The 21,728-nt window shown below is 62.4% G+C and carries 16 protein-coding genes; 3 read left to right on the top strand and 13 right to left on the bottom strand.

Translation table 11 applies throughout. The features are described 5' to 3' along the window. Positions 1 to 124 precede the first annotated feature (124 nt). From HDC29_RS17045 to traA, 5 genes are all read right to left on the bottom strand, one after another. The gene (locus HDC29_RS17045) at positions 125 to 5,596 is read right to left on the bottom strand and encodes an FtsK/SpoIIIE domain-containing protein (RefSeq protein WP_179499491.1); all 5,472 of its coding nucleotides are present in this window, start codon (positions 5,594 to 5,596) and stop codon (positions 125 to 127) included. Beyond that, positions 5,593 to 7,134, bottom strand: coding sequence for a hypothetical protein (locus HDC29_RS17050; RefSeq protein WP_179499492.1), 1,542 nt, complete (start codon positions 7,132 to 7,134; stop codon positions 5,593 to 5,595). Before HDC29_RS17050 ends, HDC29_RS17045 begins: the two co-directional genes overlap by 4 nt. 3 nt (positions 7,135 to 7,137) lie before the next feature. Continuing rightward, entirely contained in the window at positions 7,138 to 8,976 is a 1,839-nt protein-coding gene (locus tag HDC29_RS17055; RefSeq protein ID WP_257018350.1) for a hypothetical protein, read from the bottom strand. A 225-nt stretch (positions 8,977 to 9,201) separates the two neighbouring features. Further along, positions 9,202 to 9,663 (bottom strand): hypothetical protein, encoded by a 462-nt coding sequence (locus tag HDC29_RS17060; protein WP_179499493.1) that lies wholly within the window; start codon positions 9,661 to 9,663, stop codon positions 9,202 to 9,204. 9 nt (positions 9,664 to 9,672) lie between these two features. After that, complete coding sequence (traA, locus tag HDC29_RS17065) at positions 9,673 to 12,624, bottom strand: Ti-type conjugative transfer relaxase TraA (protein ID WP_179499494.1); 2,952 nt, start codon at positions 12,622 to 12,624, stop codon at positions 9,673 to 9,675. A 172-nt stretch (positions 12,625 to 12,796) separates the two neighbouring features. Between traA and HDC29_RS17070 the strand changes: the two genes are divergently transcribed. Beyond that, positions 12,797 to 13,120 (top strand): conjugal transfer protein TraD, encoded by a 324-nt coding sequence (locus HDC29_RS17070; RefSeq protein WP_179499495.1) that lies wholly within the window; start codon positions 12,797 to 12,799, stop codon positions 13,118 to 13,120. Positions 13,121 to 13,136: 16 nt separating this feature from the next. After that, on the top strand, positions 13,137 to 13,355 hold the full coding sequence (locus tag HDC29_RS17075) for a conjugal transfer protein TraD (RefSeq protein ID WP_373562828.1): 219 nt from the start codon (positions 13,137 to 13,139) through the stop codon (positions 13,353 to 13,355). Here the strand turns inward: HDC29_RS17075 and HDC29_RS17080 are convergent. The 5 genes from HDC29_RS17080 to HDC29_RS17100 all read right to left on the bottom strand — a co-directional run bounded on the left by HDC29_RS17080 (position 13,342) and on the right by HDC29_RS17100 (position 16,559). Beyond that, positions 13,342 to 13,899, bottom strand: a complete 558-nt coding sequence (locus tag HDC29_RS17080; protein WP_179499497.1) for a lipocalin family protein — start codon at positions 13,897 to 13,899, stop codon at positions 13,342 to 13,344. The two genes, HDC29_RS17075 and HDC29_RS17080, sit on opposite strands and share 14 nt — an antisense overlap. A gap of 83 nt (positions 13,900 to 13,982) precedes the next feature. Next, positions 13,983 to 14,423 (bottom strand): MucR family transcriptional regulator, encoded by a 441-nt coding sequence (locus HDC29_RS17085; RefSeq protein ID WP_179499498.1) that lies wholly within the window; start codon positions 14,421 to 14,423, stop codon positions 13,983 to 13,985. Between the two features lie 12 nt (positions 14,424 to 14,435). Further along, positions 14,436 to 15,356 carry a nucleotidyltransferase and HEPN domain-containing protein gene (locus HDC29_RS17090; RefSeq protein WP_179499499.1) on the bottom strand — a complete coding sequence of 307 codons (921 nt, stop codon included), beginning with the start codon at positions 15,354 to 15,356 and terminating at the stop codon, positions 14,436 to 14,438. A gap of 58 nt (positions 15,357 to 15,414) precedes the next feature. Further along, positions 15,415 to 15,669, bottom strand: a complete 255-nt coding sequence (locus HDC29_RS17095) for a sigma-70 family RNA polymerase sigma factor (RefSeq protein ID WP_179499500.1) — start codon at positions 15,667 to 15,669, stop codon at positions 15,415 to 15,417. Further along, positions 15,666 to 16,559, bottom strand: coding sequence for an ArdC family protein (locus HDC29_RS17100; RefSeq protein ID WP_179499501.1), 894 nt, complete (start codon positions 16,557 to 16,559; stop codon positions 15,666 to 15,668). Before HDC29_RS17100 ends, HDC29_RS17095 begins: the two co-directional genes overlap by 4 nt. Positions 16,560 to 17,079: 520 nt before the next feature. Between HDC29_RS17100 and HDC29_RS17105 the strand changes: the two genes are divergently transcribed. Then, entirely contained in the window at positions 17,080 to 17,301 is a 222-nt protein-coding gene (locus HDC29_RS17105; protein ID WP_179499502.1) for an AlpA family transcriptional regulator, read from the top strand. A 57-nt stretch (positions 17,302 to 17,358) separates the two neighbouring features. Here HDC29_RS17105 and HDC29_RS17110 read toward each other — a convergent pair whose 3' ends face one another. The 3 genes from HDC29_RS17110 to HDC29_RS17120 all read right to left on the bottom strand — a co-directional run bounded on the left by HDC29_RS17110 (position 17,359) and on the right by HDC29_RS17120 (position 21,640). Further along, on the bottom strand, positions 17,359 to 17,682 hold the full coding sequence (locus HDC29_RS17110; protein ID WP_179499503.1) for a DUF736 family protein: 324 nt from the start codon (positions 17,680 to 17,682) through the stop codon (positions 17,359 to 17,361). A gap of 728 nt (positions 17,683 to 18,410) precedes the next feature. Then, the gene (locus HDC29_RS17115) at positions 18,411 to 20,186 is read right to left on the bottom strand and encodes a ParB/RepB/Spo0J family partition protein (protein WP_179499504.1); all 1,776 of its coding nucleotides are present in this window, start codon (positions 20,184 to 20,186) and stop codon (positions 18,411 to 18,413) included. A gap of 461 nt (positions 20,187 to 20,647) precedes the next feature. Then, on the bottom strand, positions 20,648 to 21,640 hold the full coding sequence (locus tag HDC29_RS17120) for a YafY family protein (RefSeq protein WP_179499505.1): 993 nt from the start codon (positions 21,638 to 21,640) through the stop codon (positions 20,648 to 20,650). Positions 21,641 to 21,728 lie beyond the last annotated feature (88 nt).

The raw sequence follows: 21,728 nt of genomic DNA on the forward strand, positions 1-21,728 counted from the left end.
ATAGTGTCGCCAACCCGAAATCCGATTGCGCCGTTGAAGAGCCTGACCGTTCTCGGGCTGGCCAGCTGAACGCGAAACATATCCTCGATTTTCTCATATGTGACCGTTCTCTCCGGCCGCGCGCCTATGCTGAAGTTCTGTCGCTTGCGATGATGGCATCGACGGCCGCGTCGATATCGTCGTCCGACAAGAATGGCGCCTGCGCATAGATAATCGTCGGCTCGCCGCTTAGACGCGCGGCAAGATGGCCGAGACCTAGGAGTTGCTCGGCGCCCTTAACTCCCAACGCGATCTCCGAGGTACCCACGCTTGCTACCTTTAAAATGAGTCGATTGCCGAGATTATCACGCAGCTGCATCGGCATAACATTGGCATCCGGCCGCTGTGCTGCGAAGATCAGATGCATGCCGGCGGCACGGGCTTTGACACCGAGCCGCGACACGTAGGATGTGACGGAGGCCTTATATTCTTCAGTTAGCATCCATTCGGCAAACTCGTCATGGACGAGGAAGATATAGGGCAGCGGTTCGGTGACCGCAGACTTTGTATTATAAGCCCGGATGTCTCGCGCGCCGTGCGCGCGGAAGAGTTCGTAGCGACGCTCCATTTCCGCAACGAGTCCTTCCATCACCTCGATCGCGCGGGGCTGATCGACGATCACACCGCCTTGCAAATGGGGAAGGCGCTCGACGGCGGCGTAGTCGACGCCCATTTTCGGATCGATCAGATAGATGTGTGCGAGCGCGCTGGAGTTGGTGGCGGCGATATCCAGCAACATCGCCTGGATGAGCACCGATTTGCCAGACCCGGTGGCACCCGCGACGAGCGTGTGCGGCTCATGCTGCTGACCGCCGGCAAATGGGCCCCCTAAGTTCAAATAAAGGATATCGCCGTCCAGTTCCTTCAAACCCAGGACGAATGACGTGTTCACCCCCGCAGCATTGCGGTTGATTTCACGGCGACCCCAGACATCCCAGAGCGACACCAGCTGGCGCTGGGCTCGGGCGACGCCCACGACGATCTCGCCGGGAAGCGGCGACACCGAGATCAGACGCAGGCCATGTGTCGTGAGCAGCGCCGACTGGCGCGCCTCGATATCCTCGACGCGCAGCCGATCCGATCCCATAAAGCGAATCAAGGCCGCATTGGGGGTGAGCCGCGTTCCGACGACCTTCGCCTGAAGATTGTAGCCGAGCAGCGCGGATCGCAGCTTCTGAGCGGTCGCGTCGAGCCAAGTTCGAGCTTCGGCGCTTTCTTCCTGTGCGCGTTCGGCCCGCTTCTGGATGAGCGCGTCGATGCTCATTCCGGTTGATGCGCGAATTTCGGGGCCTGTGATTATATCCGAGACAGGCTCCGCTCCAGCGGCTGTGGCCTCCGGCCTAGAATTGACTGGCGGTGCGACGTCGAACGGCGCGACCCTATCACCCTGAGATGGCGCGACCGACCGGTCCGATAGACGGACCTCGTTCCGAGGCGCCTCCACAGAGATATCTTCTGCTACCGCTGCGGGCACTTCAACCGTGTCACTCACGCCGTGAGGCGCAGGCTCTTCGATAACGATTCCGGCTTCCGGATCACCTTCATCATCATCTTCATCATAATCATGGATGATCGGTTTCGCGCCCTGCCCCATGTCGGATTCGGCGCCGATCGCCTTGCTCCATTCCACCCGAGGCGCTGGGTCGCGAAACCCCGGCTGCTGCCAGCTGCGAATCTCGCCAAGCGCGTTGCGCGTCGCGGACAGCGAGGTGCCGGCCGCATATGCTTTAATCAGCTGCCGCACGCCTTCTCGCGTGAATATTTCCTGTAGCCCACCGGCAATGTCGGAAATAGCCTCCTGATCGCCCAAGTTGCTTCCATCCCCGGCGGGTCCAGAAATGAAGATGTGCGAGTAACCGCGCAGGTCAATGGGGACTGCACCCCGCCGAATTCCATCACGCACGCGCTCGAGCAGATTGGGCTGGCCAAGTGCAGCGGTGCCGTCGAGGAGAAGATCGGCAATGCGCGAGAGCCACAGGTCGCGGTCGAGGCGACCGGGATCTCCAAACAGCGCGTCATCAATCCGTGCCACGGTCTGGCGCAGTTGGCTGCGGGATTTTCGGGTGGCTTCCGCTGCGCCGGACTGGTCGACATATTTTGCCTCGGTCACGATAGCACGCAAGCACGGCTGCCCGTCTTCGCCGACACCAAGGCTAAGCCCCAGAATGTCCGCAATGCCTTCTTCTTTCTGGCCCAACCACTCGGCATAATCGTCGAGGAGGAACCAAGCGACGGCGGCATCCCCACCCATCTCTTCGGCGACCAACGCTCGGCTGAGCACGAGACCGACAAGCTCGCCGGCCGACACGCCCCGCTTTGCGGCGCGCAAGACGATGTCGCCGGAGATAGCGCTCGCATCATCGATCATCCGCTTAGCGAGCTCGGCGAGCTGCGCATCATCGAGGCCAAGTGAGAGTTCCGACAGGCGTCGCCGGACGAGTACATGAAGGATGCGTAGCTCCGACGTCGACGAGACGACCATGTTGCGGCCGTGCGTCCGCTGCCTGCGATAGCGGATCACGTTGATACCCTGTGCGGCGAGCTGACGTTTGTTGAGCAAATCGTCATAGGTCGCGACCCATTCAGCCAGGCCATGCACCTCATCGAACATGGTCTTCAGGCCGCCGTCCTGGAAAGAGATTTGGCGCGCCGGCAGATAATGTTCGTCGGCGCCGTGCGATTGGCGCCGGATGATATTGGCGACCGCATCGACATAGGCCCAACCGGCATCGGGCTGGCGCGGGCAGGTAAGATAGGTTGTGGCTTTCAACTCGTCTTCGGCGGTGACCCGGCGGTAAGACCAACGCGCCGGAACATGATCGAGAAGGCCGGGATTGTCGCCCGTTGCAGGTACGGGAAACCATTGTTCGCGGGCTTGGCGTGAAACGACATCATGGAGGAAAGCAACATCGATCTCGCGCGTACCCTTCGCGCTGCCCGACGCCCCGGCATCGAGCATGACTCCAATGCGAAGTTTCGACATGAAGTTGCGTGACGTTTCGCTGACCACCACCGCATCGGGATCCCCCTCGGAGCGTTCGAGCAATTCGGTGTAGACCCGTGACAGACGCGTTCGATCGCGGTGGCGGACAAGGACGTTGCAATGGACCTCGTCCTGATCCTGCACCGACCCCAGTGCGTTCACCGTAGCGAGCGGCAGTCCGGCCGCATCGCAATTGTAGAGCATGATGCTGAGGTTCGAACGCTCGTGCGGCTGGAGATCGAGATACCGTTCGAGCAGCTGGCGGATTTGCCGCGCTGCTTCGGCCGGATCGACGTCGGTCGTTGCCTCCGACGGATCGCGCACCGGTCGTTCGACCAAACTATAGTCGTTGACCGTGCTCGTCTCGGCAAGCAGCACCGGTTCACCGGCTTCATAGCCCACGGCGATTTCCGGATAGAGCGGATGGGCAAGTTCGTCGCGAAGATCGGCAAAGAATAGCCGCGAATCTCCGAAGTTCACATCGACATCGGAGAGAAGGTAGGCCGACAGTCCGGCGACAGAACGCATCTTCGCGGCGCTGCCGGCAAGGCGAAGCGGATGCCAAGGCGCGACAATGGCTGACGGAGGACCGCCGACCACGGTGATCGTGCCAATGCTGAGTACGGGCTCCCACAGGTCACGACGGCTGAGATCGCCGGGGGCGTATAAATTCAAGGCGCGCAAAAGCGCACAATAAGCGTTCGCCTGTGCGACTAGGATGGAAGAGGCATAGCCAGATGACTGAAGCGCGGCGAGCGCCTCTGCATAGATAGCTGCAAAGCTGTTCCAGGCCGCCTCTAGCGCCGCGAACCCGCCCGGATCAATTCGACCGTCGTCGCGCGCCGCCTTCAGCGCTTTAGGAAAAAGCTTCCCGATATCGTCGCCGACCGTGACGCGCGGAACGAGAGTGCCCGCGTCCTGACCGAACGCCGGCTGCATCGTCGCGACGTCGGACAGCGAGACTGATTGCAACGCGCCTTTGCGGCTGACCGGCAGGCGCGCAACGCTGCTGCGCGCGAACGGGCGCTTGAGCAGGCGGCCAATATCCTTGGGAAGCTCGAGCCCGATGACCCCGGGTTGGCCGATCCAAACGAGCTGCACGGTCGCCCGGTCGCGGCCGACGCTGAGCGCAACATCGAACTTTATCTGTATAGCGCCGCGCGCGGTCGATTCATTGCGGCGGTACTTTTTCTGCCGCGCTTTGGCGCGGTCGAGCAACTCCTCATAAGCGAATAGATGCGGGACGTCCCATTCGACCGACGGCCCAATCAGGTCGGGAAGACCACGGTAGCGCATCCCGAAAGACAAACCGACATCGGCATTCAGGTCGAGCCATTGGTTGCGACTGCGCCGTGCTGCCTTGATCTCCAGTTTGCGTTGGCCCCCGACGAGGTTGACCTGACCGAAAAGCCGCTCGATTGCGCGCAGCAAACCTTCCAGGAAGTCCGTGCACTCGATCGGACGACCAAAAACGAAGCGCTCCCATTTCACGCGCAACGCGCGGTCCTGCCCGAGATCGTCGCGGTGCGCCTCGAAGAATTCACGATCGTCGTCGCGCGTTTCCTTCAGCGAACGTCCTTTGAGCGTCGTCAGATAGTCTTGATCCGAAGAACTTAAGCGATCCGGGAGGGAGAAATCGAAGAAGTGGATCGTCTCTTGTGCGAGTGATGTTTTTCTGAGCTTGATGCCCGAGAAGAGCTGTAGGACGCTTTCCGCTTCCCATTCGAAGGCCGCGAGTTGCTCGGCCGCAGGCCCCCACCCCGCTGCCGTTTCAATAAAGGCCTCGATCGTTGCATGGACCTCGGCGGGAATATCGTCGCGCACCTCCTCGAAATGACTACGCAGTTCCTCCGCTTCAATGATCTGGCGATTGGGACGCTGCTTGACGAGCAAAGGCTTGCGATCGGAAACGAGCTTTTCGTAAAGCTTCTTCCACCGACGCGGCTGTTCGCGATCCTTATCGGCAAGGCCCATAAAATAGCCGCTGTCACGGGGTAGCCGAAGGGCGGGCAGTGCCCAGCCCAATGCTGCAGCGACGGGCACAGCTTCGCTGTTGATCCGCTCACGGGTCATCGCAACATAGGCGCCGATCTGATGAAGCGTCCAGTCGTCGGCGCTGTTCAGACCGCGGAGTGCCGCCTTCCAAGCATCCAGCTGGCCGTCCGCGAGGCCAAGGCCAACGGCTGCCGCATCGACCCACGGGCCCGGCTCTTCGGTCAGCTGCTTGGCCCCAATCAACGTAACGTCGCCGAGCGAGGCGCCCTGGTCGTCGTCGGTGTTGGCGATGAGCATCGCCGGCCGGTCGCACGGCAGATTTCGGACACGGACGGTCCGCTCGTCGGTGATCACCTCGTCAGGAAGTTCGAACGACCCCACCAGTGCGCGCGGTAAAGCGATCATCAGTTTCGCTGCTGCTACGGGATCCGCGAGCAACGACTTTGTTATCGCGGCCACCTGCTCGCCGGTCAGTCGGTCGAGTAGGTAGCGAGCCAGCTCATCGTCGCTGGTGAGTGCGTCCAGGCGTAAGCGGATGGAGGTGGCGCCCGCGGCGCCGATCAGGTCAGAAGGCGTCATGCGACTTGTGCTCGCTGGAAGGGATTTTCGACATAGGCGCAGCTGTCGGAGAGGCGCTTGAGCAATCCTAGGCTGGCGAGCCGTTCCTCAAGGCGATGCGCATTGTCGGAGAAGTCTTCCTGATCTGCCGTTCCGGAGTCGATAAAAAGTCGTGCCTGTGCGTCGCCAATGACAAACCCGTAGCGATCGTGCAGCAACACAAGAAAATCCTTGAACTCTAGTCGTTCATCGACACAGGCGACGACCAACGTTTTAAGCAACCGGTCGGTTGGCGCGTAGCGGACCCGGCGGCTCGAACGCCTTGATGAAAGACCGATTGCGCGGGCCCAAGTCATATGGATCTTACCGACATGCTGCTTGTGGCGCACCGTCGCACGCTCGACTAGGCCGTCCACAAAAGCCTGCGGCTCGGTCGACAGTTCATCGTCGTCGCCGTCAGGCCAGCCAAATTCTCGCTGCAAGATGTCCGTTGCAACATGCGTCGGATCTTCGGATGCAAGCGCCTCGGCCCAAGCGTCGGTCTCGGTTACGCGCCGCACGAAGCGCTCGATGGCCTGTTGCGGCAGCATATTGTTGGCCTGGTAACTATCGGCCGAAAGGTCACGGACCACAGATTTTTTTGGAGAGACGATCTCGCACACGAGGGTAATCGGCGGTCGGCCGAGCAACTCGCGGGCGCGCTCAAGCTGATAGAGAATGAGATTGAGCCCGGTCACCGTCACGAGATGCGGGATCGCATCATGCGCCGGGATGGGCAGGTTAAGAATCGCAAGCCAGTCCGCCCCCAAACGGTCGAATATGGGGTGGCTCGCACACGGCAGATAGGCGCCGGCCCGTTCAGCCTTCGCGAGTTGGCGTTCGCCCTGCAGCGCCTGCGCCATGCTATCATAAGGCGCAGGATTTTCGAGAAACCGCGTAACCAGCAGTGCTTGAAGCGCTTCGGCATGCGCGCTGCGCGCGAGCATCATGTAGAGCAGCTCACCGGTTCGAGCGAAGAAGCGGCGATCGTTCGACACGCTGCCGCTCGGCTTCACATTGGCGTCCTCATAGAGCGCATGTGGGCCAAACGGGAAAACGAACTTTGAACTCCACCTTTTGTTGCTGCTTCCCTCGATCGCCGAGCCTTGCAAAAAGCTGAGGACGGCAGCGAAGTCTTCGAAGCTTTCGAACCGATCCCGCAGATAGGCGAAATCGGGCCGGTCGAGCCCTCCCGCGGTCTCGGCCATTTTTTCGAGCCAAAGCGTCCAGGCCTGCTCGTCGGAGCGGGCTTCGGTCCGCACCGTCATGATGTGCGGGTTGTTGAAGACGAGGTTGCGCAGCCGCAGTTGGAGCTGCGGCTTGTAGGACAAGCTATTCAGCCGGTCTTCTCGAAGAGCTCGACCTTCCCGGTGCTCGGAGAGCAGGACAGTCAGAAATTCGAGAAAGGTAAGCCAGGGCGACTGTTCGTCATGAAGACGATGTCCCCAGATTGCTTCATCGATCCAGAATGCCGGACCGGCGCGATCTTCGAATTCTGAGGGGCGGGGGAGAATTTCCATAAATCAGGCCCGCACAATGACGCGGCGGGGTTGGGCACGCCCATCCGCATTGAGTTCGATGAACCGTAGGACCAACTCGCCATCGGTGGTAGCATCGTCCCCATCGAGCTTGCGCCGGTTCTCGGTTTCGCGAAGCAATCTGGCCTTGAAGGCGAGCAGGTCCTCGTGACATTCAAGCGAGAAGCTGCTCGGGAGCGCGCCCTCGGCGACCCGGCCGAGAAATTCGAAACGCGTCGGTGAAAGCGGTAGGAAGACGGACGGAATCTCCGTGCCGCGAACCAGCTTCACCGAAACGCCGAACTCTCCCTCGACCTTATCTGGGACGATGCTGACTTCCTCGCCGCCCGAGCGCGGCACCGAGATAAGTTCGTCAAGCAGGGGGCTACGTTTCGACTGCGAGTAGCTGCCCGAAGTCGCCAGCACGAGTTCGTCTTGATTCTGAACCAGCATGCCCGTGAAGATGCGGTTGAGCCCGCGCACCACCATGTTGAGTGCGGTGCGAGGTGCAGCCTGCCCCGCGGCAATCTTCTCCGCGACCTCAAGATAGAGCCCGGCATAACGAAAAACCGTGAGATCCCACAGATCGTAGTCGGCCGCTCTGGCGTCCGGCAGAGTGAAGAACAGGCGTTGCCGCTGCGCTCGCAGCGCGCTCAAAAAGGCATTCCGATCGCTGCCATCGGCGCCCTCGAGATAGCTGCGCTGCGCGCCGACATAGGCTGGGGTTGCGCCATAGACCGGATCGCTCAAGACGAGCGCGGCATAGTCGGTGGCACAGGCGGGGTCGTCCGCGCCATAGACAAGCAGATTATCCACCCGGTTGCTGGTCTCAGCACCGATACCGAACGCGTTCAATTTGCGAAAAAGTTCGGTTTTCTCAGCCTTGCTCGGGCGCAGATTTTCGCCGAAAATATTGCGATAGATGCTCGCGCGATCGGTTTGGCCCGAGGCCAAAATGGAGCCGACATCATTGCAACTCATCAGCCCGTCGCGCGCGTCGGGATGGCCGAGAATGGCGTTGGCGGCCAAGGCGAGAAGCTGGCGGATCGGGAAATGGCTGCCATTGCGTTCGCTAAGCTCGATAAGGGCGGCCAGCCGGCGCTTGAAAGGATCTTCCTCCCCATCGCCGATCAGACGGCGACGATTCTCGAAAATAGGACATGTGCCGTCGCTTTGCGCGCTGCAACTTTCACAGCCGGTCCAGCCTTCATGATTGGTGACTTCCTCGATGATCGCCATAGCCATCGCGGCCGCCGGCGAGCGGCTCAGGTCGGTCAGTTCCAGCTTGATGTCGGCGTCGCTATGCGCGCCAGTGACGAGCAGGTCCTCAATCACCTTATTTACCCGGATCAATTCAGCCGACGCGGGGGCGGATTTGAGCTTTTCGAGCAGCTGTCCATGATTGGCCGCGAAGAGGTAGAAGGTGGTCGTCGTGGGATCGGCGACATCGCGTGCGAAGGCGGACAGGAGGTCACCGCTCTCATCGTCACGTAGCTCGCTCAAATCCTTGACGATGACGAGCGTGCGGCCTTCGAGCGGCAGGTGCTGAATCTTGTCGCCTTCGTTCCAGGCTGCGGTATCGCCGCCCAATTCGGTCCAGACCTCGCGGCAATGGTAGGTTTTTCCGTCCCCTGCCGTGCCAGTGATGATGTGCGACACGGGCGCGTCGCCCCGAAACATCGCCACAAGCTGATCGCGGAGCGGCGCCGGAAGTTTGATCGGCCGGATCCGATGCCGACGCAGCGCACGCTGAATCGACTCATCATACATATTGTCGTTAGTCGGAATGGGTCCGTAATTTCGAAGAAAACGCACCCACGCCGCATTTGATAGAATCGCCGACAAGTCCCGCCCCTAAGTTTCTGTCATGTTCCGCGCAAAGGCAGAATTGGTCAACAACCTTCGCGAGTTATAGTCGTAGGGGAGCAATCGATTATTAAAATCGCAATCTGATGGAAGCGCCACGGGTCGCCGGCGTGGTCAAAGCAAGCGCCTGCTTTCGCGGAGGAATCCGCGCATCTCGAATGACGGACATCGGGCGCATTGCCGCCGAGATGCGCTACGGCGATTTTAGCTCCAAACCGCCACGCCGATGAGCGTCAAGAACGTACCGAACAGCAATCCGCCCGTCGCCGCCCAAGTGACCCACCAGTCCTGCTCGTCGTTCGAGCGCTTCTGCTTGATCATGCCCTCGACCCGGCCGAGCGTGCGCGCCAGCGTGTCGCATGCCTCCACGAGGATCTTGCGGTCATCGGCTCGGTAGGTCATCAATCCTTCGTGCATTTCGGTGGCGATCGTCAGCGGCGTGAGCTGCATCGACGGGCGTTCGTTGATGCTTTCCACGTACTTTTCCAACTGGCCAAGCCGCGTCTCCATGTCGCGGAGCGTTGGCGAGTAATCGGGGAGTTTGTCCTTGGCCGAAGTCAGGCCTTCGATCGCGGTGCGCTGAAGAGATATCTCACGGCGCAAATCTTCAAAGGCGGTGGCGGCATCGGCGGGCTGCCGGGCGGTGCGGGCTGGTTTCTGGGTCATGGACGCAGCCTACATCCCTATCCCCATCCCGCGTCCACGGCCTAGACTTAGCTGGAGATCCTGAGACAGCGTTTTCGTACTCATAATGTCCAGCCCGAGCTGGGCGCGACGATTCTGGAGCAGCGACTCGAGCTGCGGATCGCGGTGCAGGCTCTTTGCCATGTCGGAAAGATTGGCACGCGCGGCGTCGCGCGCAGCGTAAGTGGGCGCTTCTTTCACCCGTGCGCTCTCCTTCTTCCATGTCGCAACGAACAAATCGGCCCGCTTCTCGCTATCGCTGGCAAGCCGGACGCGATCGCGCGCCGCGCGTTCGGCCGCTGTTCGCTCGGCAGCGCGCACCGCGTCTCGACCATCCATCTCCGCCATCGCGCCTGCGGTCCGACCCTCCGCCGTTTCTTTGGTCAGCTGATAGCTTTTCCCGAAAGCCTCGCGCAGATCATTCGCGCTCCCTGGGCGCAGCGCATCGAGTTCCGCCCGGGCCGTGCGATAAGCATCGAGTTCGTGCGGCAGTTCCTTACCCCCGGCTCGCCGGACATCGACGATCTGCTTCGTGATGCCGGCAAAGCGCTCGACCGCTTTGTCGAGGGGTGAACGCGACGGCCCGGCTTCGAGCGTCCGGGCGCCGATGCGGACCTCGGCAAGCTTGACCGGGCGCTGCCGTTCGGGCGTCGCGGGGTTCGGCGCCTCGCGCGAGATAGTCAGCTTCAGCCCATCGAACATGTTGCGCTTGGGCTCCACCGCCTTGGCGGACGACGGCGTCCGATAGTCGCTTGCCATATCCTTTCCGCGCTCGCGCGAGGCGGCGCGCACGAGCTTGTTCCGGGTCGCAAAATCGTCGCGGCCATAATAGACATCGACATGCTCGCGATGCCTGGACAGCGCGACGTAAGTCGAGTGGCTGTCTACCCCCGGCGTCGCGAGCACCTGTACGCGGTCGACGGTCATGCCCTGCGCCTTATGGATCGTTGCGGCATAGCCATGATCGATATGGGCATAATCCTTGAGGTCGAACGCCACGCTACGCCCGTCGTCGAGCATCACCGCCATCCGCATCCGGTCGACATTCTGGACCGTGCCGAGAGTGCCGTTCTTCACGCCGATGCTCCGCTCATTCTTTAGGAACATCACACGGTCATTCTCGGCGAACATCCGCTCGCCGCGCTCGACGGCGATAGCAACCTCGGCGCCAAGCGCCCCGCTCGCTTTCAGCCGGTCGCGTACATCCCCGTTGAGCGCTCGCACCTCGTCATTGGTATGGGTGAGAATGATCCGGCTCGCATCGGGATAGTGCTGACGATCACGATCCCAGGCATCAACCAGTTTGGCGCGCGCTCCCTCGCGGGTTTCGGCTGCATGCACAAAGCCGGCCTCGGCATAGCGCCCGATCGCCGCGCCAGTACGCCCGGTCGCGAGCTCACGCGTCGCCTCGCGCTGCCAGCCCTCCTCCTGCCGGCGGATGTCCATGATCTCGACAGCGCCATGACGCTCGGCGACAGACCGGAATGCCGCACCCGCCTCAATCGCCTGAAGCTGCTGCGGATCGCCGACCAGGACGACCTTGGCGCCCTGACGCTCCGCTTCGGACAAAACGCGTTCGAGCTGCCGCGTCCCGACCATGCCCGCCTCGTCGATGACGAGGACATGCTTGTCGGTGAGATGCTCGCGATCATTGGCCCATTGATGCTCGAGGCTGGCGAGCGTCCGCGAGCCGATTCCCGAACCCTGCTCGAGGCCTTCCGCCGCGATGCCGGACAGTGCTGCGCCCTGCACCTGATAGCCCGCCGCCTCCCACGCCTCGCGGGCAACGCCGAGCATGGCGCTCTTCCCCGTCCCGGCATAGCCGATGACGTTGCTGACGCCGCGCGCGTTGGTGACATGTTCGAGGGCGCCGCGCTGTTCGGCGGAGAGATCGAGACCGCGCTCCAGCGCGCGGGACAAGGCAAGCTCGCGATGGCGGTCGGCAACGCCATGATGACGCCGCGCGTCGAGCGTCGCCGTCGCGCGTTCGAGCCGCTGTTCGGTCTCGATCATTGCGCTCGACGTGAACCGATCCTCTCCGCGTCCGTCCCGCCCGAGGCCGACTAGTGCGGGCGATGATTTGACCGCCGACATCACCGCATCGAACTGCTCCTTCCCGTCGCTGTGGCGGTGCAAGAACATGGCGAGGTCTCGGTTCGTGAAGGTCGCCTGGCGGTGCGTAATCGCGTCGAGCGCGATGCCGGGATCGGCGATGATCTTCGCACCGTTCGAGCTGGCGATGTCGATATGCTCGGCAAGCCTGTCTGCTTCGAGCCCCTCAGCCGCCATGCGTGATGCCGCGGGGCCGATCTTGTGCTGCGGTTCGAGGTCGATGCCCTGCGCTTCGAGCGTGCGATGATCGATGCGCGCGTCGATATCGAGCGATGCCAGGCGTTCGTTCACATGATCGGCCCACGCCTCGCGCCAATGGGTCAGCAGCTCGGTACGATTCCAGTCGCGCACCTTCGCGCCGAACTCGGCCGATCCGTCTTCGCCGATGCGGATCTCGCGCATTGTCAGCATGACATGGGCGTGCGGCTTGGCCAGCCCGTCGGAGCCGATATCCCAATGCACGTTGAGGTCGGCGATCATGCCGCGGTCGACGAACTCGCGTTGGACAAAGTCCCGCGCAAGCTCAATGCCCTGCTCCTCGGTCATCTCGCGCGGGATCGCGAACTCGATCTCGCGGGCAAGCTGGGCATCCTTGCGAAGCTCGGCCGCCTCGACATCATTCCAGAGCTGCTCGCGGTTCTGCCAGCGTTCGCCCGCCCCTTCGGGGAGCAACACCTCGCTATGAACGACGCCCGCCTTGTTCGAGAAGTCGTGGCTGCGACCAAGCCGCTCGTCATGCAGCCGATCGGCCGAACGATAGGCCGCGGCGGCGACCGCGCTGCTGCCGACTGCGCGCGAAATCACTTTTGCCGAGAAATGATAGATCGCCATGAGGGCGATCCATTTACAGCAAGAAGAGCACGTCGGCACGACGTATAAGCGCGCCCTCACACGATTTCATCGCGCTCGGGATCACAAAGTCTCGGGAGATTTCAGCTGCTTGAACGACAGGCCGACACGCCATAGCTGGTTCGTCCGACCCTCACAAACGGAAGGACAGACGATGCGTAAACCCCGCGATTTCGACACCGAACTCCAGGCGCTCGCTGACAAGGCGAAGGCGCTCAAGACGAAGAAGCAAGGTCAGCTCGGAGAACTGGTGATCGCAACCGCTGCCGACGCGCTGTCGATCGAACAGCTCGCGGGCGCATTGCTCGAAGCGGTCGGCGCGGAAGCCGCGCGGAAGGAGGCGTGGCGCAAGAGCGGCGCTGCCTTCTTTCGCGGCGACGGCGCCCGCGCTCGCGGCGGCGCTGGCCGCAACGCGGGCGGCGCATCGGCGATCGGTGCAAGCCCGCAATCGGCTTCAGGCGAAGCGGGCGCGGCATGACACGCGGGCGTGGCAGGTGACGCGCCGCGAGCGCACGCGCCAGCTGATCGAGCTCGGCGGGCTCGTCGCCAAGGCCGATCTGATCGAGCTCACCGGCGACGACCGCGCGGCCATTCTGGGTCTGCTCGTCGAGGCCGCCGCGACGTTGCGGGGCGAACGCCGCGAGGAGCAATTGCTGCTCTGGCAACGGCGCGGGCAGCGCGCGTTCGCGGACGGCGCAATCAGTGCTGAGTAAAGTGGGTCAACGACCAGTCATAGCCAAGCGCACGGACACGCGCTTCGAGCTCATCCAGCATTTCGACACCCGGCATTGCATCGCGGGTGAGCACCCACAGATAGCGTCCGGACGGCTCGCCGACGATCGACCATTGATAATCGTCCGAGTGGTCGAGCACCCAGTAATTGCCGTAGAAGGGACCGAAGAAGGACACCTTCAATTTGGCGTTCGTTGCCGCGTCCGCGATCTTGGCCTTGCCCACAGACTTGCTCAGCTTGCCCGCGGGGCCGCCCTTGCGGCCCTGATTGACGACGCGGACGCTGCCGTCGCGGTTCAGCGAATAATCCGCCGTCACGGCTTCGAGCCCTTCTTCGAAGGAAGCGTCGTATCGATATTGTTCGTACCAGCGCCCCATGTAGCGGCGAAGGTCGACCGCCTTTGCGGGCTCTGGCACGGAGAAGTTACCGACCGGGCCGGGACGCGGATAATATTTCCAGAGAAGATAGCCGATCGGCGCGGCAAGAGCGGTCGCCGCACCGGCGGCAAGAACGGGTTTCTTCATGGGGACTCCGTGGAAAAATGGTCCCCTATGTTACGCGCGGCCACAAGGTTCGTTGCCGCGCCGTTGGCGCGGCAACCGACACGCTACTTCGCCTTGGCGCGTCCGCGCACTATAGGCTTGCGGCCGCCGCCGCGGCCCTTGGTACCGAGACCGATCTGCTTCGCCAGCTCCCGGCGCTTCTCGGTATAGTTCGGCGCCGTCATCGGATAGTCCTTCGGCAGGTTCCACTTCGCGCGATACTCGTCGGGTGTCATGCCGAAATTGGTCATCAGATAGCGGCGCATCATGATGAGCTTTTTGCCGTCTTCGAGGCAGACGATATAGTCGGGCTTCACCGACGCGCGCACCGACACGGCGGGTTGCTGCGGTTCGGGTTCCGGTTCAGCGTTTGAGGACAGACCGGCGAGCGCCTCGTGCACCGAGCGGATGACGAGCGGGATATCCGATATCGCCACGCTGTTATTGCTGACATGCGCGGCGACAATATCGGCGGTTAGCGTGACCAGCGTTTCGGTGTCTTCCATAATATGACTCTCCTATTCAGCAGCGCGGTCCGCGCTGCCGAGCGCCGCGATGTGATCGCGGCAAATTTTCTCGACGAGGCCTTCGAGCACGGCGACGCGCTCGCCGATCCAAGTCAGTTCCTCGGCGCTGATCTTGTAGTGCGGTGAGTAACGCGCATTCACGTAAGCGAGCCGCAGAAGCTCGAAGCAGCGACGGCTGAACTTGTCGTCGCGAGGCCACGCTTCGACCAGCGCGGGCGCGATCTGCTCGCACTGAGAGCGCAGGAAATTGAGGCGATGTGACTTTGGGCTGTAGAGCGAAAGCACGAGCAAGGCGCAGTGGTAAAAACGCTCGGTCGCCTGATGATAGTTGAACGCGGCTTCGTTGAAATTCCCGCGCTCAACCAGAAACTTCGCTGAAGCAGCAAATGCTGTCGCGCTTTCGAACCACGTGTCGAAATGCTTCTCTGCCTCAATGCGCGCTTCGTCGGGCGGAAGATTGCGCGGCTGCGCAAACTCATATCCCTCGGCTTCATAAAGGCCGATACCCTGCTCAACGATATCGACAAAGAACGGCCGTCCGCGCTCGAGCTGCGCGTTCACATCCTTCAATGAGTGCACAATGAAGCTGACCGGCGCGGTGAGAGTCTTGTTGATCGTGACCTCGCGCATCAGCCGGTCTTCTGCCGCCGACCAATGCTCGAACTCGGTCAGCCGCTCATTGTTGACGACGACGAGGATATCATAGTCCGACTGATAGCCGCCGACCGGATCGTCGACCCAATCGCCGCGCGCATAGCTTCCGTAAAGCACGATCTTGAAGATGCGGCCTTTGCGGTTCCAGTCCTGTGTCCCGCGCGCATGCGCAATCTCGAATTCCTCGAACAGGATGCGCACGACGTCGGCAAGCTCGCGCTGCTTGGATTGCGGGAGATGATCAAGGCCGGTTCGCATTGTCACATCCTTAGAAAGGCGTTGGACCGGATGGCAAGCGCCATCCGGTCCAACGCCCCTACAGCCATGGCCAGACCAGATGCGGGAAGCGCGCATGAAGGCATCGCGACCAGAGACCAAAGGCACGAACGAAGTCGGCGCTGACCTGATCGACACTGATCCCGTACCGCGTCGCGAGTTCATCATGGGTTGCATCGTCGAACCGCTTCGACATGAAGATGTCGCCCTGCCGCGCGGTCATCTTGCTTAGCGCGATCACCATGCGGCGCTCGGCGTCCTCGACGGTGACTGTCGAAAGGTCACGGCGCCTCACTGATCGTCTCCCAAAGGGGTGAGCAGATAATCGCTCGCCTTGCTCGCCTGACTGGCTGCACGGAAGATAGCCTTGTCATCGCCGCGCAGCACTGACAGCCATGACGCGATATAATCGGAATGCCGAACGGTGGGCGCGATCCCGAGCGAGGCACATGTGAAGGCTGACGCCATCTCGGCGACGAGTTCCTCCTTGGCGTAACTTTCCGATCCGAACCCGCCTTTCTGATCGCGGTCCAAGCGGCTTGCATGTCCAGTCCAGTGGCCCAGTTCGTGCAGTGCGGTACGGTACCAGTTCACTGGCTCGTGGAACGCCGCCTGCGCCGGCACCTGCATAAAATCATGGCACGGGCTGTAGAATGCTTCCGCGCCCCCGATGTTGAAGCGCGCACCAGACGCGACAATCAGCGCGTCGGCCTCGGCAATGGCGAGCACCGGATCGGGGCTGACCATCGGCGCGATATAATCCTTGGGCAGTCCTTCGCACTGGTCGACATTGAACACGACAAAGCGCTTCAGGAACGCCACCTGCCGCGCCTCGCGATCCTCGCCGCGTGCCGCCTCGGCTTCTGCCTTCGGCGTGAACCGGTCGGCATAGCAAATCACGGTGCCTTTTTCCCCGCGCCGGACATTACCGCCTGCCGCCTCGGCCTGCCGGTAGGTCAGCCAGCGCTGCGACGCATAGCCTTTGGCGATGACCTCGGCCCACAAGATCAGCACATTGATCCCGCTATATTTGCGCGCCGTTCCGGCATTCTGCGGCATCGTGCAGCCGCACGCCGCGCTGTCCCATGGCTGCACCCATGGCAGCCGCCCGTCTTCAAGCTCCGCGATAATCCGGTTCGTGACCTCGCTGTAGAGGCTCGCCCGCTCGATCCTTTCCTTGCGCATATTCCTTCTCCTTCCCGCCAATCGCACCCCGGCCCGGAAGGGGGCGGAGGTGGGCGGCAGGAAGGAGCCGGCAGACCCGCATCATCGGGCGGGCTGCATCTGAAGGACCGGAACGAAGAGGAGGACCCGCAGGGTTGCGGCCCGGCCGGGCGGGGCTAGAGGCGAGTGACGCCCACCTCCGTCCCCGCCGCGCCGGGACAGACAACGCCGCCGCGCGAGCGGCGTCCGCTCGAACCATCAACTCAAAGGATCGAACAACGCCCGCGCCGAGTCGGCGCGGCCCTTCGCGGCGCGACTGTCTCAGACAGTCTCAATTCTCCAATCGGCGGCAAAAGAACCAGATTGGGGATAATTTATTGATCGTACTCCTTCGTACTCCTGACAGCTCTTTACGGCAGGATCATAGATACTGGAAGCAGCTGAGACCGGTCGCATCCTGGCGTGACTTGAATCGACGAGATGACTGCCTGATCTCTGTCGCAGGGGCTTCATCCACCTTCACATGATGGAGTGAACAATTATGACGTCTCAGCCTTCCGATCGCTTTCTTCGCCTCAATGATGTTCTCGACCGCACCGGCCTCAGCCGGGCGACGCTCTATCGGAAAATCCAGGCGGGAACCTTCCCGCCGCAATACAAGCTCGCCGTTCGCTGCTGCGGCTGGCGCGAATCCCATCTCAACATCTGGCTGCGAAACCCGATGAGCTTCACGCTCGATGACCTGCCGCGGAACGAAAATTGAGCGCCCAGTCACTGCAAAGCCCCGCGCCGCGGATGCGGCGCGGGGTGGAAGCCCGCCTCAGTCGGCGGGATTCCAGATGAGGGCGTAACCGTCCTCGCCGTCCTGGCCGGCGGCGCGGCCGAGGTTCGCATAGAGCCGGCGCGGACCGAACTCGGGTGCGGCGAGGCTCAGCGACACATAGGGTTCGCCCGATTGCTGCCCGGTGCGGATCCAACCGGCACCGATTTCGACGCCTTCGGACCAGACCCGAAAGTCGGGCTGGACGTCGCCGTTCTTAGAGCGGTTGGTCCGGATCTCGATCGCCGCGCGGATCGAGAGGGTTTTGAGTTGGCCCACGAAACCCGTTTCGATGGTGCCGTTCACAAAGCCGATAGCTGCCATTGGTCGTCTCCTTACATGTACCGCTGGACCATCCCTGCGGCATGGGCGGACCAGGGACCGGTGCAAGAGGCGAACCGCGAACCTGCAAGGGCCGCAGCGAAGCGGAGGAGTGCGCCGGCGTGATTATTTGAAGCGGAGCGGCCGCGAGGAGCGCGTGGAACACGCACGGGGAAATAATCGCGCCGCCGCACTTTCGCGGGGCGCCGCGCCGGTTCAGGTCACATCGCCCGTCGCCGGGATGGTCCTGCAGAACAGGTGGAGCGAGCCGCGCTATTGGCCTGAACGATCAAACGCCGAAACTTGAGTGAGAAAAACGATCCTCCAGCGCTCCGTCGTTGGCAGGAGAACGGCCGAGCACGAATAGGCAGTCCGCGCTCACATCGGCTCATTCCGCATGGTAAGAAAATCATGTCGATGGCATCCGATTTGGCGTTTTCGTACAATTCAGACGGCAGAGTCGACATTATCGGCCTCCGCAACTTCCGTCCGGGCTTGGCGATTAGCGACCCCGGCAAGTCAGGATGGTGGGGCGAAGGATGCAGCATCCTCGTATCGGCGGCGCGAAGGCAACTTCGCGTCGCCACTTTCTTTTTGCCGAACCGCGGGCCGTCGCCGCTTGCGGCGCCGGCCCGCGAAAAATCATGAGCGCCGCGTCGGCCGACAAGTCCGCCGCGTCAAATTGCGCCCGCAGGAAGTGAGGCGGGCGACCGAAGCCGCCCGCCCTCGTTTCATGCTGCCAAAGGCTGTTCGTCCTCGCCCTCGGGTTCGGGAGCAGCGGGAACCGCAAGCTCGTGCGCGACCCGCCGTGCCGATTTGACGCTGCCCACGCCACCGCGATCCGTATAGGCCGAAGGCGGGAACGCCATCCATTGCGGCACCCACGGCTCGGCCTTGGTCCGACCGTTCGTGCCTGCAAGGCAATCGGCGATGATCGCTTTCAGCGCCTTGCCCTTCTCACCGGCGTTCGCCGCCGCGACCTCCGGTCCCGCGATCTCGCCGGTGATGGCGAGCAGCACTTCGCGGTCGCGAAGCTGGTCGAAGAAGGCCGCGTCCGCCGACCAGTGCTGGCGCATGTCGGTGCCGAGATGGAGGCCGATCATTTCCACCGCCGCGCTTCCGGCCTGCAGCGTCTCGCCCATGACGATCGGGACGATCTCCAGTACCACCGGATCGGGCAATTCGAGCAGCCGCGCGAACAGCGGGGCAAAAGGGGGACGATGAAGCGGCCTACCCGTGACGGTGAGCGCTTCCGCGTCGAAGCCGAGCAGGTCGAGCACAGCGCGGCGCTTGAGGTCGAACGCCGCTTCCGCCGAGCAGCCCTCGATGCTCTCGGCAATATCTTCCTTCGGCGCACGCTGGGCCTCGACATCGATGCGCCAGCGGTCCGCGCCCGCGATGACATGCGCAAGCATTGCGCGTAGCGCCACCCCGCCATGGCTCGCCAGATCGGCGCGCACCGCCGCATGGCGATGAAGGTCGATATAGGCATTGAGCGGCCCCGACACCTCGGGGCGCACCGGCTTCGCGATAACCCCATTGCCCTCGCCGTCCGCGCCGCCGCCCGAAAGCCGCTTCGCTTCCTTGGTGGTGACGAACCCCTCGTGGAAGGTCACCTCGCCGCTTTCACGAACCTCGACATAGATACGGCCACCCTTGCGCTTGCCCGCATGGGCATGATCCCACGACCGGAACCAGTCGCCGCGCGCCATGACAACGACATCGGACCATCCAGCGTCCAGATACTCGGCCTTGCGCGCCTCGATGGCCGTCGTCTGCGCTGACCAGAAGGCATCGGCGTCGGCAAAGAAGCTGTCCTCGCCAAACAGGTCGGACACGATCGCTGCCTTCGCTTCTGCGACATCGAACAGCGCGTGCTTCACCGCGATAGCCGCGCCGCCGAACAGCCACGCCTTGAGTTGATGGCCGGTCGGGCAATAAGCGCTCTCCTCGTCGAACAGCGCCAGCCATGCCTTCTGCTGACTTTTCGATGCGAGGGTAAGATGACGCACGGTGCCAGTATCGATTTCGCCGCCGCGATAGAGGGTGCGGATGCGGGGGAGCAGATTGCCGAGCGCGAGGATACGATTCACCGCGCGCGGCTCGAACCCGAAGCTTCCGGCGACCTCCTCAACACTACGTCCCGCCTTCACAAGCGCGACGAACGCCTCCCACTGGCTGACCTCGTCGGGCTGCACCCGTGCGAGATTTTCGAGCATCGACGCTTCCAAGGCATCGGCATCGTCGCCGTCGTCGAGAATGGCGCAAGGAATAGGCCGAACCGCCCCACCCTCGCGCGCGACGGCGCCCACGGCGGTGAAGCGCCGACGCCCCGCCACGATCTCGTAATGGCCTTCGGCACAATTGGGTCGAACGAGCAACGGAACCAGCACCCCACGCGCTCGGATGCTCGGCATAAGGTCTGTGACGTCGGGGTCTTTCCCCTTCCCGCGCATGTTGGCGGCGGCGATGGACAGATTGCCCAGATCGATGAAATCCAGCTTCATGATGTTCTTCCTTCTCTCTTCAACCACACCCGGCCCCGGACGGCGGGGCGGGCGGCGAGAAAAGGCGACGGGACCGCGCCAAAGGACGGCGCGCACCCGAAGGGCTGCAACGAAGTGGAGGAGCCGGAACGAAGTGCAGGCTTGCGCGACGGCCGAGCGGACCCATAGCCGTTCGCCGAACGACACGCTGTCCGTGGCCGGCCCAGAACAACGCCGCCGTGCGGTCAGCGCGGCGCCAACATCGGAAAACAGACGCGCCCTTGGCGAAGCCGCAGGCGGGGCGGCGTGCGTGCGCAGATGTGCTTAGCCGTCGCCCCGCCAAGACCAGCGAGCCCAAGAGCGCTGCGCGGCCAACCGTGTAAACGCGCGACCTCTGGCGGCAGCTTGCCGCCGCCAGTGCGCGCTCATCTGAGGCCGCGCCCCGTCCAGCCCGAATGGATTCGTCGCGCTGCGCGCCGCAGCTACGGAAGCGATTCAAAATCCGAACGACGATGCTCCGCAACCATCGCACGTAACGCTTCGGGTGCGAGAACCTCGACTTTGTCGCCCCAGGCATAGAGGTGCCAGCACATTTCTAGGAGTCCGCAAGCGCGAAAGGATATGACAAGCGAGCCGTCTGACTCGGTCTGGGTCGTCTGGTCGGGATGGAAGACGAAACGCTGCGCCCGATGCGCGGCCTCTGGGCTGAACTTCCAGACGATGTCCTCAATTTCCTCTTCGTTCACATACGAACTGAATCCGCCCCGTGCATGGTTCGCGATGTCAAAATCATCGATCCAGGCAAAATTTTCGTTGGATTCTTGGACCTCCAATATGTCCTCGACCCGGTAGTGGCGGGGCCGGTTGTCCTTACGCTCCAAATCCTGAGCGACGAGATAGCGCCTCGTCCCAAGTAGAAGGCCGTGGGGGCCGAGCTTGCGCCAGCGTGGCTCGGTATCTCTCCAGCCCTTGTAGAGGATGTCGATCGCGTGCCGCGCTTTCAGTGCTGTCGCAATCTGATGCTCGACATCGGGCTCAACCACCGGTCGCGGACCTGGTCGTGCCGCTAGTCCAAGCGCCTGAAGCAATGCTTCCTCGTCGACTTCGATCCGAGCCCGAAGGCTCCTCGGGATAGCGGCCAAGACCTTCTCTTCAAGGCGCTTGAGCGCGTCGGCCTCGTTCGCCGCACCGTCATTGCGAAGCTTGTCGATCGCGCGGGCAAGGACGGCAAGTTCTTCCGGCGTCGGCGTCAGAAAAGCCACGACGGATTCTGTAGGCAGACGCCAATGCGCGAACTGCTCGTCATCGACCCAGCGATCAGTGTTTACAAAAACGTCGGTGAGCGCGACCGTCATTCGCTGCGCGCTACGGCGGTTGCACTCGAACATCTCTTCTATGTCCGACAAGGTTACTCCGACCCGACCTGACACGGCGATCGCCAAGCGCAACAGCTTAACGGCATTGGCATAGGACATGGCTCTCTCCCGAACATCATCAACGACACTTATGGAAACCATCCATGGTGGAGGTGACAGTTTTTGACGTCCCCTCCCGTTAGCAGGC

The organism is Sphingopyxis sp. JAI108 (assembly GCF_013410105.1).
Classification (GTDB): Bacteria; Pseudomonadota; Alphaproteobacteria; order Sphingomonadales; family Sphingomonadaceae; genus Sphingopyxis; species Sphingopyxis chilensis.

Excerpts from the sequence above, each read along its gene's own strand:
- HDC29_RS17045 (WP_179499491.1), bottom strand. The coding sequence starts at position 5,596 with ATGACGCCTTCTGACCTGATCGGCGCCGCGGGCGCCACCTCCATCCGC.
- HDC29_RS17060 (WP_179499493.1), bottom strand. The coding sequence starts at position 9,663 with ATGACCCAGAAACCAGCCCGCACCGCCCGGCAGCCCGCCGATGCCGCC.
- HDC29_RS17050 (WP_179499492.1), bottom strand. The coding sequence starts at position 7,134 with ATGGAAATTCTCCCCCGCCCCTCAGAATTCGAAGATCGCGCCGGTCCG.
- HDC29_RS17080 (WP_179499497.1), bottom strand. The coding sequence starts at position 13,899 with ATGAAGAAACCCGTTCTTGCCGCCGGTGCGGCGACCGCTCTTGCCGCG.
- HDC29_RS17115 (WP_179499504.1), bottom strand. The coding sequence starts at position 20,186 with ATGAAGCTGGATTTCATCGATCTGGGCAATCTGTCCATCGCCGCCGCC.
- HDC29_RS17090 (WP_179499499.1), bottom strand. The coding sequence starts at position 15,356 with ATGCGAACCGGCCTTGATCATCTCCCGCAATCCAAGCAGCGCGAGCTT.
- HDC29_RS17120 (WP_179499505.1), bottom strand. The coding sequence starts at position 21,640 with ATGTCCTATGCCAATGCCGTTAAGCTGTTGCGCTTGGCGATCGCCGTG.
- HDC29_RS17070 (WP_179499495.1), top strand. The coding sequence starts at position 12,797 with ATGCGTAAACCCCGCGATTTCGACACCGAACTCCAGGCGCTCGCTGAC.
- HDC29_RS17105 (WP_179499502.1), top strand. The coding sequence starts at position 17,080 with ATGACGTCTCAGCCTTCCGATCGCTTTCTTCGCCTCAATGATGTTCTC.
- traA (WP_179499494.1), bottom strand. The coding sequence starts at position 12,624 with ATGGCGATCTATCATTTCTCGGCAAAAGTGATTTCGCGCGCAGTCGGC.
- HDC29_RS17085 (WP_179499498.1), bottom strand. The coding sequence starts at position 14,423 with ATGGAAGACACCGAAACGCTGGTCACGCTAACCGCCGATATTGTCGCC.
- HDC29_RS17100 (WP_179499501.1), bottom strand. The coding sequence starts at position 16,559 with ATGCGCAAGGAAAGGATCGAGCGGGCGAGCCTCTACAGCGAGGTCACG.
- HDC29_RS17110 (WP_179499503.1), bottom strand. The coding sequence starts at position 17,682 with ATGGCAGCTATCGGCTTTGTGAACGGCACCATCGAAACGGGTTTCGTG.